The sequence below is a fragment of the Rhodococcus sp. TAF43 genome, from assembly GCF_052113525.1.
GTDB lineage: Bacteria > Actinomycetota > Actinomycetes > Mycobacteriales > Mycobacteriaceae > Prescottella.
This window is the reverse complement of sequence record NZ_JBFRDL010000012.1, coordinates 60,680-76,925: the sequence shown is the minus strand read 5'-3', so window position 1 is coordinate 76,925 and position 16,246 is coordinate 60,680. Positions and strand designations below refer to the sequence as shown.

General features: G+C 69.3%; 11 protein-coding genes and 1 pseudogene. 6 read left to right on the top strand and 6 right to left on the bottom strand.

The features are described 5' to 3' along the window. Window positions 1-94: 94 nt before the first annotated feature. Window positions 95-1,402, top strand: coding sequence for an alpha/beta hydrolase (locus tag AB4Z09_RS10945; protein WP_442239716.1), 1,308 nt, complete (start codon window positions 95-97; stop codon window positions 1,400-1,402). Further along, on the top strand, window positions 1,399-3,957 hold the full coding sequence (locus tag AB4Z09_RS10940; RefSeq protein WP_442239715.1) for a phosphatidylglycerol lysyltransferase domain-containing protein: 2,559 nt from the start codon (window positions 1,399-1,401) through the stop codon (window positions 3,955-3,957). Before AB4Z09_RS10945 ends, AB4Z09_RS10940 begins: the two co-directional genes overlap by 4 nt. Window positions 3,958-3,989: 32 nt before the next feature. Here AB4Z09_RS10940 and yidC read toward each other — a convergent pair. The 4 genes and pseudogenes from yidC to AB4Z09_RS10920 form a co-directional block, all read right to left on the bottom strand. After that, a pseudogene (gene yidC / locus AB4Z09_RS10935) lies at window positions 3,990-4,910 on the bottom strand (membrane protein insertase YidC); the annotation flags it as partial. Window positions 4,911-5,047: 137 nt separating this feature from the next. Beyond that, complete coding sequence (locus AB4Z09_RS10930; RefSeq protein ID WP_174907155.1) at window positions 5,048-5,368, bottom strand: DUF6412 domain-containing protein; 321 nt, start codon at window positions 5,366-5,368, stop codon at window positions 5,048-5,050. A 64-nt stretch (window positions 5,369-5,432) separates the two neighbouring features. Continuing rightward, window positions 5,433-6,941 carry an MFS transporter gene (locus tag AB4Z09_RS10925; protein WP_174910431.1) on the bottom strand — a complete coding sequence of 503 codons (1,509 nt, stop codon included), beginning with the start codon at window positions 6,939-6,941 and terminating at the stop codon, window positions 5,433-5,435. Between the two features lie 36 nt (window positions 6,942-6,977). Next, window positions 6,978-7,766, bottom strand: coding sequence for an LLM class F420-dependent oxidoreductase (locus AB4Z09_RS10920; protein ID WP_442239714.1), 789 nt, complete (start codon window positions 7,764-7,766; stop codon window positions 6,978-6,980). A gap of 196 nt (window positions 7,767-7,962) precedes the next feature. Between AB4Z09_RS10920 and AB4Z09_RS10915 the strand changes: the two genes are divergently transcribed. Then, the gene (locus AB4Z09_RS10915) at window positions 7,963-8,487 is read left to right on the top strand and encodes a hypothetical protein (RefSeq protein ID WP_114723595.1); all 525 of its coding nucleotides are present in this window, start codon (window positions 7,963-7,965) and stop codon (window positions 8,485-8,487) included. Then, window positions 8,484-9,107, top strand: coding sequence for an RES family NAD+ phosphorylase (locus tag AB4Z09_RS10910; RefSeq protein WP_174910425.1), 624 nt, complete (start codon window positions 8,484-8,486; stop codon window positions 9,105-9,107). Before AB4Z09_RS10915 ends, AB4Z09_RS10910 begins: the two co-directional genes overlap by 4 nt. 23 nt (window positions 9,108-9,130) lie before the next feature. Here AB4Z09_RS10910 and car read toward each other — a convergent pair whose 3' ends face one another. Together car and AB4Z09_RS10900 are read right to left on the bottom strand one after the other, a co-directional pair. Then, the gene (gene car, locus AB4Z09_RS10905; RefSeq protein WP_442239713.1) at window positions 9,131-12,472 is read right to left on the bottom strand and encodes a carboxylic acid reductase; all 3,342 of its coding nucleotides are present in this window, start codon (window positions 12,470-12,472) and stop codon (window positions 9,131-9,133) included. A 164-nt stretch (window positions 12,473-12,636) separates the two neighbouring features. Then, on the bottom strand, window positions 12,637-14,208 hold the full coding sequence (locus tag AB4Z09_RS10900; RefSeq protein ID WP_174910424.1) for a class I adenylate-forming enzyme family protein: 1,572 nt from the start codon (window positions 14,206-14,208) through the stop codon (window positions 12,637-12,639). A gap of 435 nt (window positions 14,209-14,643) precedes the next feature. Between AB4Z09_RS10900 and AB4Z09_RS10895 the strand changes: the two genes are divergently transcribed. Both AB4Z09_RS10895 and AB4Z09_RS10890 read left to right on the top strand, forming a co-directional pair. Then, window positions 14,644-15,138 carry a DUF1877 family protein gene (locus AB4Z09_RS10895; protein WP_174910422.1) on the top strand — a complete coding sequence of 165 codons (495 nt, stop codon included), beginning with the start codon at window positions 14,644-14,646 and terminating at the stop codon, window positions 15,136-15,138. Window positions 15,139-15,382: 244 nt separating this feature from the next. Next, window positions 15,383-15,763 (top strand): hypothetical protein, encoded by a 381-nt coding sequence (locus AB4Z09_RS10890; RefSeq protein ID WP_174910420.1) that lies wholly within the window; start codon window positions 15,383-15,385, stop codon window positions 15,761-15,763. Window positions 15,764-16,246: the final 483 nt, after the last annotated feature.

Below are 16,246 nucleotides of genomic sequence, written 5' to 3'. Positions count from 1 at the left end.
CCAGTAGTAAGTTTCGGCGCGTCGGTGTGGTATGGGTCGCACCGCCCCCGCGGCGCGGTATACCGGTGGGGGAAACGTCAGGGGCGGAGGTCCGATGTTCGGCTGGCTCGATCGTGTGTCCCTGGTGTCCGGGCCGCTCCCGGTGATCGTCGTGGTGCTCGGCATCCTCGGGGCGGGCTGGCTGTGCGCCGATCGCCGCCGGTGGTTCCTGCGGTGGGCGCTGCCGCTGTCGATCGTCGGGGCGGCCGCGATGACCGCGGCCCTGTACGTGATCGTCGAGCACGTCTGGCGGCCGTTCCCCGATCCGGTCGAGAAGCCGGTCTATCTGTGGATCGGGGTCGGGTTGTGGGCGGTGCTGCTGCTGGTCCCGCGGATCGTGGCCGGGCGCCGGTGGATGATCCCCGTCTCGGTCCTGGCGGCCGCTACGGTGGTGCTAGTCGCGGCGGTGCAGATCAATCAGGTGTTCTACGCCTATCCGACGGTGGGTACGGCGCTCGGTCTGCCCGACCCCGACCGGATCGACTTCGCCGAGGTGCCCCCGCCGACGGGACCGGTCGTCACCGGTCGCCCACTCGAGGATGTGTGGGCGCCGCAGGTCCCCGGCGGCATGCCCGACAGCGGACGGTACGCGTCGGCGCCGATCCCGGGGGAGACGTCGGGATTCGCGGCGCGCGACGCGGTGGTCTATCTCCCGCCGTCGTATTTCGTCAGTCCTCGGCCGCTGCTGCCGGTGCTGGTCCTGCTCGCCGGGCAGCCGGGATCGCCCGAGGACTGGCTGAACGGCGGCAAGCTGGCCGCCACGATGGACGCGTTCGCGCGCGCCCATCACGGGCTCGCGCCGGTCGTGGTCGTGCCGGACGGCACCGGGTCGCAGCTCGCCAACCCGTTGTGCATGAATTCCAAGCTCGGGAACGTCGCCACCTATCTGGCGGTCGACGTGCCCGCGTGGACGAAGTCGCATCTACAGGTCGACCCGGATCCCCGCTCCTGGGCGGTGGCCGGTCTGTCCTACGGCGGGACGTGCGCGCTGCAGTTGGCGACGAACTACCCACAGGTGTATCCCACGTTCCTCGACTTGTCGGGGCAGGAGGAACCGACGCTCGGGGACCGGCAGCGCACCGTCGACGAGGCGTTCGGCGGCGACGAGGCCGCCTTCGTGGCGGCCAATCCGATGGATCTGATGAAGACGCGTCGCTACCCGGACACGGCGGGGATCATCGTCATGGGCGACCGCGACGACGCGTACCGCGGCGGCGCGAAGAAGGTGTTCGAGGCGGCGAAGAACGCGGGCATGGACGTGCAGTACGTGGAAGTACCGGGCGCCCACAGCTTCTCGGTCTGGTCCACGGGTCTACGGGAGGAACTCGACTGGCTGGCGAAGAGGATGGGGCTGATCTCGTGAACACGCTGCGGCGGTACGGGCGGCGGGTCGTAGACCTGCTCCGGCACGGTGTCACCGGCGCCCCGGTCAGCGTCACGCTGCTCGCGGTGATCTGGGTGCTGGGCTTCGCGACCGCTTCGCTCGTGCACGGCCCCACCCAGCTCGTCGATCGGCACCTGGCGGTCGGGATCGGGCCGATCGAGCACTGGCGGCTGTGGACTCCGTTGACCGCCGGTCTGTGGGCGTCCGGACTTGCCGGCTATCTCGGTGCGACCGTTCTCGTGTTCCTTGTCGCGGCCCCGATCGAACGACGGATGGGGTCGGGACGGTTCGCGGTGTCGGCCGCGGTCACCCAGGTGGCGGGGGCGGTCCTCGGCCTGGCCGTGGCGACTGTCGTCAAGATGCTCGACTCCGACTGGGGTTTCCGTCTGCACATCGGGACCGCGGTCGGCCCCACCACCTGGATCGTCGGCGTCGTGATGGTCGCCAGCGCGTCGATGGACACGCTGTGGCGCCGACGCATCCGCGTCGGACTGTTGGCGCTGACGATCACGCTGGTGCTGTTCGCCGGACAGTTGCAGGACGTGATCCGGTTGGGTGCCGTCGTGGTGGGCCTGTGTCTTGGGCTGTGGATCGTGGGCCGGTCCGCGCGCGGGCCCCGGATCTCGGGGACCCGGCGCGAGGGGCGGGTGCTGGTCGCGATCGTGGTCGCGGCCACCTCCATCGGCACCATGCTCGCGGCGCTGTCGCCGCACGCCGTCGGGCCGCTCGCGGTGCTGCGCGACCTGTTCCGGGGCGTGCCCTGGACGGCTGCCGAGGTGCGCGAGATCTGCGAGGCGTCACAGACCGATCCCGACTGTCGGCGCGGCGAGCTGGACCTGCGGCTGTCCGGCATCGGCCCGACGCTGCTCAGCCTGATGCCGTCGGTGTTCCTGCTGGTGCTGTGCGACGGGCTGCGGCGCGGCCGGCGGTTCGCGTGGATCGCGGCCACCGTCGCGCAGGTGGTGCTGTTGGCGCTGTCGCTGTTGAACTTCGTCGTCCGCTACATCGACGTGGCCGACGAGGAGACGCTCTTCTACGGCCTGGAATCGCCCAATGTCTACCGCACACTCATCCCGTTCCTGACCCCGCTGGCGCTGGTGATCCTGCTGCTCGCGACGCGGAAACTGTTCGATGTCAAGGCGCCCCCGAAGACGTATCTCCGGATGTCCGCCGAGCTGGGGGCGCTGGTGGTCGGGCTCGGTGTCCTCTATGTCCTGGGCGGGATGTGGGCGCGGGGCGGCTTCGACCGCCGGCCGACCATGACGACACTGATCGCCGACTTCCCCGAACGTCTGGTCCCGCCGGTGTACCTGCAGATGCTCGATCCGCGGCTGCTGCCGGTCGACTGGGCGTCGACCTTGCTCTACGAGTGGACCGGCGTCGTGTTCTGGGTGGTGGCCTGCCTCCTGGTGGCGGGCACATTCCTGCGACCCGCGTACGGGGCCGAAAGCGGCGCGGCGGAGCGGGCCCGGGCGATCCTCACCTCCGGGTCGGGCAGCGCGCTGTCGTGGATGACGACCTGGCACGGCAACTCGTACTGGTTCGGCGCCGCCGGCGACAGCTACGTGGCGTACCGCGTCATCGGCGGTGTCGCGCTCACCACCGGAGGGCCGGTCGGCCGGCGCGACCGGGTGCGGGACGACGTGGTCGGGTTCGCCGAGTTCGCCGCGTCCAACGGCTGGACACCGTGCTTCTATTCGGTGACCGGGGACGTCCGGGCCGCGGCCGAGGACCTGGGCTGGGTGGGTGTGCAGGTCGCCGAGGAGACGGTGCTGGATCTGGGCTCGATCGCGTTCACCGGCAAGAAGTTCCAGGACGTGCGCACCGCGCTCAACCGCGCCGCGAAGTCGGGGATCACCGCCGAGTGGATCAGCTTCTCGACCGCACCGCTGTCGATCACCGACCAGATCACGGCCATCTCCGAGGAGTGGGTGGCCGACAAGGGGATGCCCGAGATGGGGTTCACGCTCGGCGGGCTGCAGGAGATGGACGACCCCGAGGTGCGTTGCCTGATCGCCGTCGACGAGCAGCGCACCGTGCACGGGGTGAYGTCGTGGCTGCCGGTGTACCGCGACGGCGTGGTGGTGGGCTGGACGCTGGACTTCATGCGCCGGCGCGCCGACGGTCTGCACCAGGGCTTCCGGCCGGCGATGGAGTTCCTCATCGCGTCGGCCGCGATCACGCTCGAACAGGAGGGCGCGGAGTTCGTCAGCCTGTCCGGGGCGCCGCTGGCCACGGTGCAGCAGGGCGACGACACCGTCACGGCCGCGCCCGCGGACGACGTCCGGCCGGGCCTGTCCGAGGCACTGGACTCGGTGCTCGAGGTGCTGGGCCAGACCCTCGAGCCGGTGTACGGGTTCCGGTCGTTGCTTGCCTTCAAGTCGAAGTTCCAGCCGCGGTACGACCCGATGCACATGTGTTTCCCGGACCCCGTCGCGTTGCCGAGCATCGGCAACGCGGTAGGCCGCGCCTACCTGCCCGAGGTGTCGTTCGGGCAGGGGGTGCGCCTGGTCCGGACCCTGATCCGGCGGTGAACCCGGTGCTTCGGCTGTTACTTTCGCCGACCCCGCTTCTGCCGGGCAGGATTCGGTCGGGCGCCTGGTCGGGGCCCGGCGGCCGGCCGTCGTTCGGCAGTCTCCAACTGTTTCGCCGATTCCTCCCGGTCGATACGGGCGAAGACGAGGTGCTGCTGGCCGTAGGTCCAGACGTTGTTGCTCACCCAGTACAGCAGGATCGCGATCATCAGGAACGGTCCGCCGACGAGGACGCCGAGTGGGAAGCCCCACAGCATCAGCTTGTTCATGATCGCCGACTGCGGGTTGGCCGCCGTGTCCGGACGCTGCCTCCGCACCGATGCCCGGGCGTTGAAGTGGGTGGCAAGGCCGGCGAGCACCATCAGCGGGACGGCCACGGCGGCGATCGTGGCCACGGTGGGGACTCCGCCGTACGGAGCGAATGACGCCAGGGTGCTCTGCGGACTGGCGATCGCCGCGGAGATCGGTGCACCGAACAGACGGGCGCTCAGGAACGACTGGACATCGGTGGCGCTGAAGATGTAGTTCGGGGTACTGGCGTTGGCCTCGGGAGTCATTCCGAGTTGGCCCAGCCCGGTTCCGGTGCGGTTGAACGAGCGCAGCACGTGGTACAGACCGAGGAACACCGGTGCCTGCACCAACACCGGCAGGCACCCCATCAGCGGGTTGAACCCGTGCTCCTTCTGCAGTTTCTGCATCTCGGTCGCCTGGCGTTGCCGGTCGCCGGCGTACTTCTGCTGCAGGGCCTTGATCTGCGGTTGCAGTTCCTGCATCTGGCGGGTCGTGCGGATCTGGTTGATCGCGGGTTTGAGCAGCAGAACGCGCAGGGTGAAGACCAGGAACACCACCGCCAGCGCCCAGGCGAATCCGTTGTCCGGGCCCAGGATCGAGCCGAACGCCTTGTGCCAGAACCACAGGATCGCGGACACGGGGTAGTAGATGAAGTCGAGCATGGTGAGCACCTCTTTGCTGCACGACGCGGCGTTACACGGCATCGTGCGGGTGGGAGTTCGCGCCGGTGTCCTGTGCGGACTCGTGACGGCGTGGAAAAGGGACGGTCGACCGAGGCGGCCGCACAGCATCAGCGGTGCTATGCGGCGGCGAGGACCTGTCCGGGTGCTCGAGGCCGACAGGGGCGGCCGGGGGTGTCGGGGGCGCTCTGCCTGCGGAACGCGCCACGCAGCCGCTGCTCTTCCCTGGGTGGGCCGGAGGCCGATTCGGTCAGCGAGTGCAGTCGGGGCAGCACACTCTGCCCGGCCACGGCGAGCAGAAGAAGGACCGCAACCGTGGCGCCGACGACCGCAGCCGGCCCGTCGATCGCCGTTGCGGCAACCACCAACGCCAGCACGGCCATCCACGTGAGCTGAACAAGGTTCAGCCGGCGCGTGAATACAGACCGGATCCGTGCCATGCGACAAAGCTTAGCGAGCGATCTCCCACGTTCGCAGGATGCGGCGTTACGTCGAGGAGTTCGCTCAGCGATGATCGGATCCGGCATGGTCCTCCGGACGCCTCGCTCCCGGGGTCGTGCCGGTGTCGTCTCGGGGCCCGGGCCGGCGGGCGAGGGTGATGCACGTGATCGCGGTGACTGCCATTGCCGCCATGCCGATGCACGCTGCGCTCGTGTAGGCGTCGTCGGTCGGGAAGAGTTCCCCGGCAGGGGTGCCGGTGGCGAGCATCAGGCCGCCGACAGCGCTTCCGATGGAGAACCCGACACTGCGCACGACCTGGTTGAAGCTCATCGCGCTCGACGTCTCACTGTTCGGGGTGACGGCCAGAATGACTGCGGGCATCGCGGCGGAGAAGCTCCCGACACCGAAGCCCAGGATCGCCATCGACACCAACACTTCGGTGAGATTCGAGCGGGCGCCGGCAAACAGGGCGAAGGCGCCGAGCACGACGATGGCGGTAGCAGCCAGGAGTGCGGGTCCGCCGATTCGGTCCCGCAGGTGAGGAGTGAGTTTGCCGGCGACGAAGCCCATCAGGGAGAACGGAACGAGGACGAGACCGGCGACGAAGGTGGAGAGCCCGAACCCGTAGCCGGCGCCGTGCGGCGTCTGGGCGTAGCGCGTGATGAGGGACACCAGCAGGTACATGCCGATGCCGCCGACGAACATGGCGGCATTGGCTCCGGCCACGGCCGGGTGTCGTATCAGCCGGACATCGACAAGGGGTGCCTTCGCGTGGCGTTCGTAGGCCGTCCAGACGCCGAGCAGGAGCACCGCGACGACCGCCAGGGCCACGGCCAGGCCGAGATGCCGGTTCCACAGGCTCGTCTCGCTGGCGAGGAGAAGAACGAGGAGCAGTCCGGCGGCCAGGAGCAGCGCGCCGGGTACGTCCACCCGGGCCGAGCGCCCTTCGGGCGGCACGGGCATGCTGCGCAGGGCCGCGACGAACGCAACTGCGGTGACGACCACGCCGAGCCCGTAGGCGGCGCGCAGGCCGCCGAGCTCGGTGAGCAGTCCGGCCAGGGGGTAGCCGACGCCGATTCCGATGGTGGACGCCACCGACACCAGCGCGATCGTCGAGACCGCGCGATCTTCGGGAAGATGGTCGCGGGCCACACCCATCATCAGCGCGGTCAGCCCCAACCCGACGCCTTGTGCGGCCCGGCCGACGAGCAGCCAGGCGAACGGCAGGGGAAGGGCGGTGAGCACGCTTCCCGCCACCACCACCCCCAGCGTGACGAGAATGGTGCCCCTGCGATGCGGGCCGGCCCCCAAGCGGCCCAGGACGGGCGTGGCGATGGCGCCCGTCAACAAGGTGATGGTCAGCGTCCACTGAGCGCTGGCGAGCGAGACATGCAACGTGGTGGCGACGCTGGTGATCAGCGGTGCCCCGAGGCTGCCGACCGCGGCGACGACCAGGGCGATGAACACCAGCGAGGGAACCAACAGGACGGAACTGTTCTCGGGCCGCTCCGCGGCGGTTCTCGAAACCCGCTGCCTGCCGTCGGGTCCACCCGTCTCCTGGCGCTGCTCCATGCGCCGTAGATTACGGAGCCCGACAGTCGGGCGTGATCACGCGCGGTTGTGCCGGTCGCGCCAGTCGAGCCACGGTCGCAGTGGGCTCAGGTCGTAGTGCGGGCCGCCGATCGTCCACGTGAAGAGGGTGAAAACCAGGTCGAGCAGCTGTGGTGGTGTGGTACCGAGCTGTGGTGACACGGGTGCGCTGCGTTCGATCTCGTGAGGATCGCGGCCGGTGGCCGCGCAGTACTCGTCGAGCAGGGTGTTCTTGCGGCCGAGGGTGTCCAGATCGCCGATCCCGTGCCAGATGTCGGCGTGGCGGGCCACCATCGGGAGCGTCTTCTTCTCGCTGCCGCCGCCGATGAGCAGAGGGATCTTCCGAACCGGGGGCGGGTTGAGCACCGCGAGGCGGTGTTCGATGCGTGGCAGCGCGGCGGCCAGATCGTCGAGGCGGCTGCCGGCCGTGCCGAATGCGTAGCCGTACTCGTCGAAATCCTTCTGCGCCCATCCGGATCCGATGCCGAGGATGAGCCGTCCGTCGCTGATGTGGTCGACCGTGCGGGCCATGTCGGCCAGGAGGTCGGGATTGCGGTAGGCGTTGCACGTGACGAGCGGGCCGATCTCGATCCGGTCGGTGGTCTCGGCCCACCCGGCGAGGGTCGTCCAGCATTCGAACGTCTTTCCGGTCAGGTCGCCGGACAGGGGGTAGAAGTGGTCGTAGTCGAACACGATGTCGACGCCGAGTTCTTCGGCCTCACGCACGGTTCGGCGGATGGCGTCGTAGTCGGCGTGCTGGAGCTGGATGTGCAGTCCGATGCGAACCGGATGTGTCGCGGTAGCCACGGGAGCGCCTCCTGATGTGGGGTCAGCTCCTCCCAATCATTGCGGACCGGGAACCGGGAACCGCAACGAAACGACACCGAATCGACGCACGTGGAAGGGGCGGGGGCCTCGTCGCGGCCGCGCCGATTGGTTGACGTGGTTGACTGTCGGGTGGCAGGGTGTGGTTGACAAGGTTGACGGGCGAGAGGACTGGGCAGTGACGTCGTTGGTCGAGCAGGAACGCGAACTGATCGAGTTGCTCACCCGGCGGGTGCACAGCACCTTCGCGGCCGCGGCCGAGGCGGGGGTCCCGGCCGAGACGTTCGCCGACGTCGAGGCGATCGCCGACGCAATGTCGGCGGCCCTGCCCACCAGCCACGTGTACGACCAGATCGTCGGGCCGTTCTACGACACCTCGGGTCTCACCCGCTGGTGGCGGGTGAGCCGTCAGGCCGTGAGCAAGAAGGTCGCCACCAACGCGCTGATCGCCTGTCGGCTCGACGACGGCCAGTGGGTGTACCCGGTGTGGCAGTTCACCGCCGGCGGCGCCGTGCATCCGGCGGTCGTCGAGGTGTGGCGGATCCTGCGCGGGGCGGCGGACGCGTGGACATGCGCGTTGTGGCTGTGCACGCCGCAGGACGCGCTGGACGGCCGCTCCGCCGCGGACTGGCTCGTCTCCGACGGCCCCGTCGAACCCGTCCGCGTCGCCGCGCGCGCCGACGCCCAACGGTGGGCTGCATGACCCGTGAGGTCGTCGCGCTCGGTCCGCCCGGCGCGAGGTCGCTCGACGGATTTCCCGGGTGGTCGCTGACCACCCGCCGACGGCTGCTGCGCGGGCATCGCACGGCCAACGGCGCGTGGTGGTTCGCGTCCTCCGGCCGCGGCCGATTCGACCTCGACGACCCGAACGGCACCTGCTACGTCGCCTTCGACGAGCGCACCGCGATCCGCGAGACGGCGGGGGAGGTGCTGGCGTCGCTCGGCGTGATCACCGACGAGTTCGCAACGGAGCGTTCGCTGTCGGAGCTGCGGATCCCCACCCGGCGGCAGTTGGCCGACACATGCGCGGAGACCGCCGCGGATTTCGGCGTCACCCGGGAGCTGTGCACCGTCACGCCCTACGACGTGCCCCGGCAGTGGGCGACCGCGCTCGCGGCGCAGTTCGACGGCGTCCGCTACCAGAGCCGCTTCACCACCGGATCGTCCGCGAACGCCGCCGCGCTGTTCGGCCCGGCGGGTGCGCGCGACGACTGGCCCGCCGACGACGCCCCGGAGCCGTTCGCCGCCGCCGCGCGCCGATGCGGGTTCACCGTCGGGGCGATGCCCCGGTCCGTGCGGATCGTGCAGCCACCCGGACCGTGACGGCCGAGCGCGCGTCGCGGCGGCTACCCGTCGCTCGGGGACGCCGCGAGTAGGCCGAGACGCCGCAGATCGGCGATGTACTTGTCGATCAACGACTCGGTCAGATGCGGCACGTCCGCGAACCCGTCGATTCCCGCCGATTGCACTGCGGCGCGGAACTGTTCGGACGGCGGCTGCGCCTCGGGCCTCGCGGGCGCCGGGTGCGCGTAGGCGCTCAGCAGGGGCCGCACGGAGTGCTGTCGCTGGTTGTCGGGCAGTGACTCGATCGCAGCCTCGAAGCGGGCGAGCCAGTCGTCGTAGTCGTCGATCCGCTCGATCGGGTGACCCGACGCGACGAGCCAGTCGACGAACCGGTCCAGGGAGATGTCGTCGTCGTGCGTGTTGAGCACGTTGAAGGTGCGGAAGCCGCCGGTGACCTGCGCGCCGAGGGTCGTGATCGCCTCGGCCGTGAAATCGGCGGGCAGCCCGTCGTAGTGGGCCCGTTGCCGGTGGCCCGCCGCGTCCAGTCGGTAGAAGGATCGCGGCGCGATCCCAGTGGCCACCAGGCTCAGCATCAGGCGGGTGAACATGTCGGGCACATTGAGCTGCCCGGCGTACCGGCTGTGCGCGAGAATCATGTCCGACCGGAACACCGTGACCGGGAGCCCGCACAGGTCGTGGGCCTCGCGCAGGAGAACCTCGCCCGCCCACTTGCTGGTGGCGTAACCGTTGGCGTACGACGCGTCGAGTGCGCGGGACGGGCTCGCGGCGCGGACGTCGACGTCCTCGCCGATGAACCCGCCGCCGGGCAGGGCGGTGACCGCGACCGTCGAGATGTAGTCGACGGGCTTGAGCCGTGCAGTGATCGCCAGCCTGACGATCTCGGCGGTGCCCACCACGTTGGGGCCGAACAGTTGGCTGTAGGGCAGCACGTGATTGACGAGGGCCGCGGAGTGCACGATCAGATCGACCGAGTCCGCGAGTCGGCTCCACGTCGGCTGGTCGAGCCCCAGATACGGATCGCCGACGTCCCCGGCGAGCACCTCGAGATGATCGTCGGCCAGGGCGCGGAACCGCACGGACAGGTCCTCGTCGCCGCTGTCGATCGCGGCGACGATCCGCTGCCGGGCCTCGGCCGGATCGGCGCCGCGGGTGATGCAGATCAGCGTCCCACCGGTGCGGGCCAGCCGCTCGAGCCACGCGAGGCACAGGAAGCGGCCGAGATACCCGTTGGCCCCGGTCATCAGGACGGTGTCCACCGTCCCGGTCGGCGCGGGCAGCGACGGCGCGGCGGCCAACGTGGCGGCGTCGATGAACGCGTCCAGGCGCAGGTCCTCCGCGCGGGCGATGGTGGCGCCGCGGCCGTGCACCGACGCGAACGTGGGCCGGGTCGCGGCCGAACTGCGTTCGCCGTCGAGGTACTTCGTGATGGTGCCGAGGGTCGCGATGGGGCTCACGATCGTCTGCACCGGCACAACGACGTCGAAGAGCTGTTCCAGTGTCGTCGCGAACGTGAACGCGGCCAGCGAATCTCCGCCGAGGTCAGCGAAGCCGGCGTCGTCACCGTCGGGAATGTCCGCGTCCGGCACCCCCAGTGTGACGGCGGCGGCGCGGCGGACCGCCTCAAGCGTGGGCAGGTCGGCGGCGGCGGCGCGCAGTTCCGCGAGCCGGGTTTCCTGTCCTGCGGCGATCTCGTCGTACATCGCTTCGAGCCGCGGCCCGTACAGGTCCGCGAGGGCGGGGCGCAGCAGCTTGCCGATCCCGGACAGCAGCCCGTTGTCCCGAGTGAACGGCTCGGATTCGAGCAGGAAGTCGCGGGGGATCTTGTAGGACTCGAGGTCGGCGTCGTCGGCGATCTGCTGGAGCGAGGCCGCGATCAGGGTGTGCGCGTCCCCGTCGCCGACCGTGTCGGGGTTCGGCACGATCACCGCGAGCAGGAACGACCGTTCACTGCTGCCGTAGATGAAGATCTGCCGCAGGTACGGGCTGGTGGAGTACACGGATTCCAGCTTGGAGATCGCCACGAACTCGCCCTGCGAGAGCTTGATGACGTTGTTGCGTCGGTCGAGGTAGACGAGACGGTCGGGCGCGGTCTCGGCCATGATGTCGCCGGTCTTGTAGAAGCCGTCCTGGTCGAAGATGCTCGCCGACAGTTCGGGGTGCTTGTAGTAGCCCGGGATCAGGTTCGTGGACTTCACGCACAGCTCGCCGCGCGGATACGGTTCGTCGCCGGTCAGGTAGCCGGGGACGTCCACGAGCTTGTAGTCGGTCACCGGGGGCCGCAGGATCCGGCCGTTGCGCAGGACACCGCCGCCGGTCTCGGTGGAGCCATAGCCGTCGTTCACCGTGACGTCGAGCGTCGATTCGACGAAGGAGTGCATCGCCTCCGACAGGGGCGCGCTGCCGCAGAGGGCCGTGAGCACCCGTCCGCCGAGGACATTCCGGCGCAGGTCGGACTTCACCGCGTCGGGGCTCGCGCCGGGAGGCCGACGGTCCAGCTCTMTCCGGTAGCGCTGGAAGATCATCTCGCACACGCGCGGAACCAGATTCAGGGCGGTGGGGCGCGCCAACGCGATGTCGTCGAACAGCGAGGACATCGCGTTGCGCGCGGCGAAGTACCCGGTGCCGCCCGACGAGAGGGTGGTCACCAGCCATCCCAGCCCGAACACGTGGCTCAGCGGCATGTACTGCACGTGGATCGCCGGCACCCGGCCGTCGACGTCCGCGTCCGGACCGCGCGACCGCTGCCACATGCGGGTGACCATGTCGGTGGTGTACATCGCCCCCTTGGGGGCGCCCGTGCTGCCCGACGTGTAGATCAGCATCGCGAGCGGATCGTCGTCCTGCGCGGGGACGAACGCCGGAACCGCCGGCAGCGCGGCGCCCCGGTCCAGTTCCGCGGCCAGCACGCGGGGCGCCGTCTCGGCGACGATCGGTGCGAGCTGCCTTGCCGTCGAGCTGGACTGCAGGGGAACCGACACGGCCCCCAACCGGATGCAGGTCAGATCGATGACCGCGTAGTCGATGCTTGTGAAGCCCAGCACCGCCACGAAGTCACCCGCGCGGACACCGCCCGGCAACTCCGCCTGCCACGAACGGGCCAGGGCGGCAGCCCGCTCTCGCAGCGCACGGTAGGTGATCGTCTCGAACCGCGGCAGCAGCGCGACGGTGGTGCGGCCCGAGTCCGGATCCGTGGTGAGCGTGTGGGCCCGGCGGCCGAGCGCGGGACGATCGGCGTAGCCGTCCAGATACGCGGCCACGACCTCCGACAATCTCAGCCCGCCGCGGCGCGCGGCGGCGGTCACGGCCAAGTCGGGTGCCGCGGCCCGGAACTGCGGGTCGGTGGTGGACAGGTCCTCGACACGGTGGACGAGGCGCTCGTCCACGGGGTTTCGGCGGTCATAGTGCCTCCCGCCGCCATTATCCGCGCGTCGCGGGTCCTCTCAACCGAGCTGCGGGCAGGACGGGGCCGGTTCGCCAGACCGGGTCAGGCATACCGGTCAGGGTTCGACACCGATCTGCCACCGCCCGGATCGGCCCACAAGGCCGGTCAGGTCCGCGGCGTCAGCGCGACCTTCCGGATCTTGCCTGCCGGCGTCATCGGCAGGCCGTCGACCACCTCGACTCGGTCGGGCACCTTGTACTTGGCCAGAGTTCGCCGGCACCGTTCGATCAGCCACTCGGGGTCCACCGCAGCACCGGGTGCGGGCACCACGAAGGCGTACCCGGTCTCGCCGAACGTCTCGTCCGGCACCCCGATCACCGCGCACAGCGCCACCGTCGGGTCCGCGGCCAGCACGTTCTCGATCTCCGCCGGGTAGACGTTGTATCCGCCGCGCACGTACATCTCCTTGCGGCGACCGAGCAGGCTGACGTGCCCGTCCTCGGACATCGATGCGACGTCGCCCGTCGCGAGCCAGCCGTCGGCGAGGAATGTCGCGGCCGACTCGTCGGGCAGCTGCCAGTAGCCCGCCGCTACGCACCCGCCGCGGACCTGCAGCTCGCCGACCTCCCCCGGGGAGAGTGGGGTGTTCCGGTCGTCGACGATGCGGCCCTCGAAGTCGCCGGTCATGATCCCGATGCTGCGGCCGACCGTCTCCAGAGAGTCACCCGGCGGCGAGATGACACAGGCGCCGGAGGTCTCGGACATACCGTAGAGGTTCGCGATCCGGACGCCGTCGAATCTCGCCGCGACCTGCTCCGCCAGGGCCGGTTCGAGGTTGGACCCGCCGACGACACACAGGCGCACGCTCGACATGTCCGTGCCCGCAAAGGAGTCCGCGCCGAGCACCATCTTGTACATGGTCGGGACGCCGACGAACATCGTCACCCCGGTGTCCGCCATCACGTCGACCACCAGATCCGGATGGAACCTCGGCAGCAGCGCGATCGCGCCCCCGGTGACAAGGGTTGAGCCCAGCGTGCAGGTCAAACCCCCGACGTGGTTGAACGGCATGACACCGAGGATCACGTCCGCCGCAGACTGCTCGAACCGCTCCACCTGTGCGACGGCCGAGGCGAGCAGGCTGGCGTGAGTGATGGTGGCGCCCTTGGGCGTCCCGGTCGTTCCGGAGGTGTAGAGGATCACCGCCGGATCCGTGGGCCGGACGGCCTCGGCGGCGCGGGCGAGCATCGCCGGTTCGGGCTCGGTGGCTGCGAGGTCCGCCCACCGTCGTCGGCCCGGGGTCTCGCCACCACCGAGGAAGACCAGATGCTCGACCGTCGGGATGTCGGGTCGCAGCTGGTCGAGGAAGGGGCCGAACTCGAATCCGTTCGACTCCGCGTCGCAGATCAGGGCGCGGGCCCCCGACTGCGTGAGCATGTGGGTGAACTCGCGCTCGCGGTAGACGACGTTGAGGGTGACCAGCACCGCCCCGATCTTCGCCGCAGCGAGGTGCGCGACGATCCAGTGCGGTGAGTTCGTCGCCGCGATCGCGATGCGGTCGCCGTGGCCGAGACCCAGACGCAACCAACCGGTGGCGACGCGGTCCGACTGCTCGTCGATCTCACCGTAGCTGAACGCCTCGCCACCGAAGTGGACGAACGTCGACTCGGGTGCTGTCGCGACCCGAGCGGCGAGCATCGTGGAAATCGTCGACCCGTTGTCAATTCCTTTGTCCATCAACAATTCCGATCAGTCGTCGTGAGAGCGCGGAAGGCCACCGAGACCGGCGCAGTGACGGCAGTCACATCAGTCGAATTGCGTCACTGTAAGCGGGCCCACCCAACTAAGCAAGCATGTGTGCTTGTTTTTCTGAATGCCGCAGATCCGCCGCTGTCGGAGGGGAACGCGAGTCAGGTTCGAAAAGTCGTCAACTGGGGCTGCGGGCAACCCCTTTCGTGCGATGGTGACTCGTGCAGGGGGCCAGGTGACCGGAGCGGGGCAACGGTGCAGGTACGCCCGGCCGAGTGGCCGTACACCGACCGGGGCTCATCGACACCGATATCTCCGCTGATGAGGTGCCGACGTGGCCAGGACCGCAGTTCGGAACGATCGGAACGCGTCGAATCCCTGCCGCGCAGTCGGATGCGCAGGCACAGCCGTTAGCGTGACACCATGGAACTTGGGGTGCATTTCGCGCTTTCCGACCGCGTGGCAGCGGAACTTCTCGGCGCGCGTGGCGACGACGGCAGGCTCGGCGCGGTGGTCGAGGACATCGAGGAGACTGGGCGCTCCGAGTTCTCGTGCGACACGGACAAGGCGTGGGACCCGATCCTGTGCTCCCTCTCCAGCGCCGGGTACCAGCGCGCGCCCGAGCACTGGCCGGCATACGGCGTGATCCTGGGGGACGAGGACCTCAACACGGACACCGACGACCAACTGATCACCTACCTGACGCCCGACCGGGTCGCTGAAGTCGCCGCATATCTGGCCGGCATCACCGAATCCGAGTTCGCCGCAGGCTACGACGCGATGCCGCTCGACGATCGCAATCCCGAGTACGGCGCCGACGAGCGCGCATACGCCTGGGGTTGGCTGCAAGAAGTGATCGACTTCTTCCAGCGCGCCACCCGCGACGATCGGCACGTGGTGTTCACCGTGCGGTTCTGACCGCCCGCGGCGCACCATCGCCGCACAGGTCCCGATCTTCCGCACCCGCCCGCCCGGACCGGGGGCAGATCACACTGGAGTCGAATTGGCGACAGTCGGCAGGGTGTCCCATAGACGATCGGATGGGTCGCGTAGCACCGTGGTGGTGCGGATTCGCCGCTTGTACCGACAGCGGTGTCGGTAACACCTACGCCCGCTGCGCGATCGACTTGGCAGGAACTGTCCGACGTGGGGGAGGATCGGAATGCTGAAGAAACTGGTGGTGAGTGCGGCGATCGCGACGGGTATCGCCGTGGCGGCGGCGCCGCAGGCGAGTGCGGCGGATCAGGCCTACGTTCCGCCACCTGGGTACGAGCTGAACACGAGGTATTTCAAGCTTCCGTGGGAGCCCAGCAGGTCGTGGGACAACAACTCGAACCTGCTCAGTCCGTTCGGTACGAGCGACATCTACTGCTACACCTGGCCGGGGGCCGTGACCGGCCCGCTTCCGCTCGACTGCTTTCAACTCGATCCGTGGCGGCAGACGCATCAGCTGATGCGGATCCCGTTCGCGCAGAACTTGCACATCGTCAATCCGGTTCCGACCCCGCCGGGGCAGCTTCCGGGGGCGCTGGGATCGTCCTGACACGCGTCCGCGCGGCAGCACGGTCGCCATCAGGCTCGGAAGCCCGTTGACCAGTACGAGAATGGCGACAACGATGGCGATGCTCTCTCCTGGCCGTGGGTCCCAGATTTCGTTGCCAATGGAGAGCGCACCGGCGATGCTCGCCGAGTTCGGGCGTGGGAGGGAAATACTCGTCCCAACTGTCGGCGGCAGTCTCTGACCACATGACGGAGGTCAATTGCTCCTGCACTCGCCAGACAGTAGAGCCGGGGACCGACAGGCACGTACTACTCGCCGCGGCTCCATTCCTTCACAGGATCTTCTCGCCCGCCCCCGCCCCCGCCTCGATCACCGCCGACTTCGAGTCCTCCGTGACAATCCATCGTCCGCCGCTTCGCCTGTCGTGCGTCAAGTATCTGGCAGGGTCGGCGAAGTCCTTCGCGTGCGAAGGGGGAGCAGGTGACTGTCACATCCGTCGCAGCAGCTGCCTCTCCGGCAGGCGCG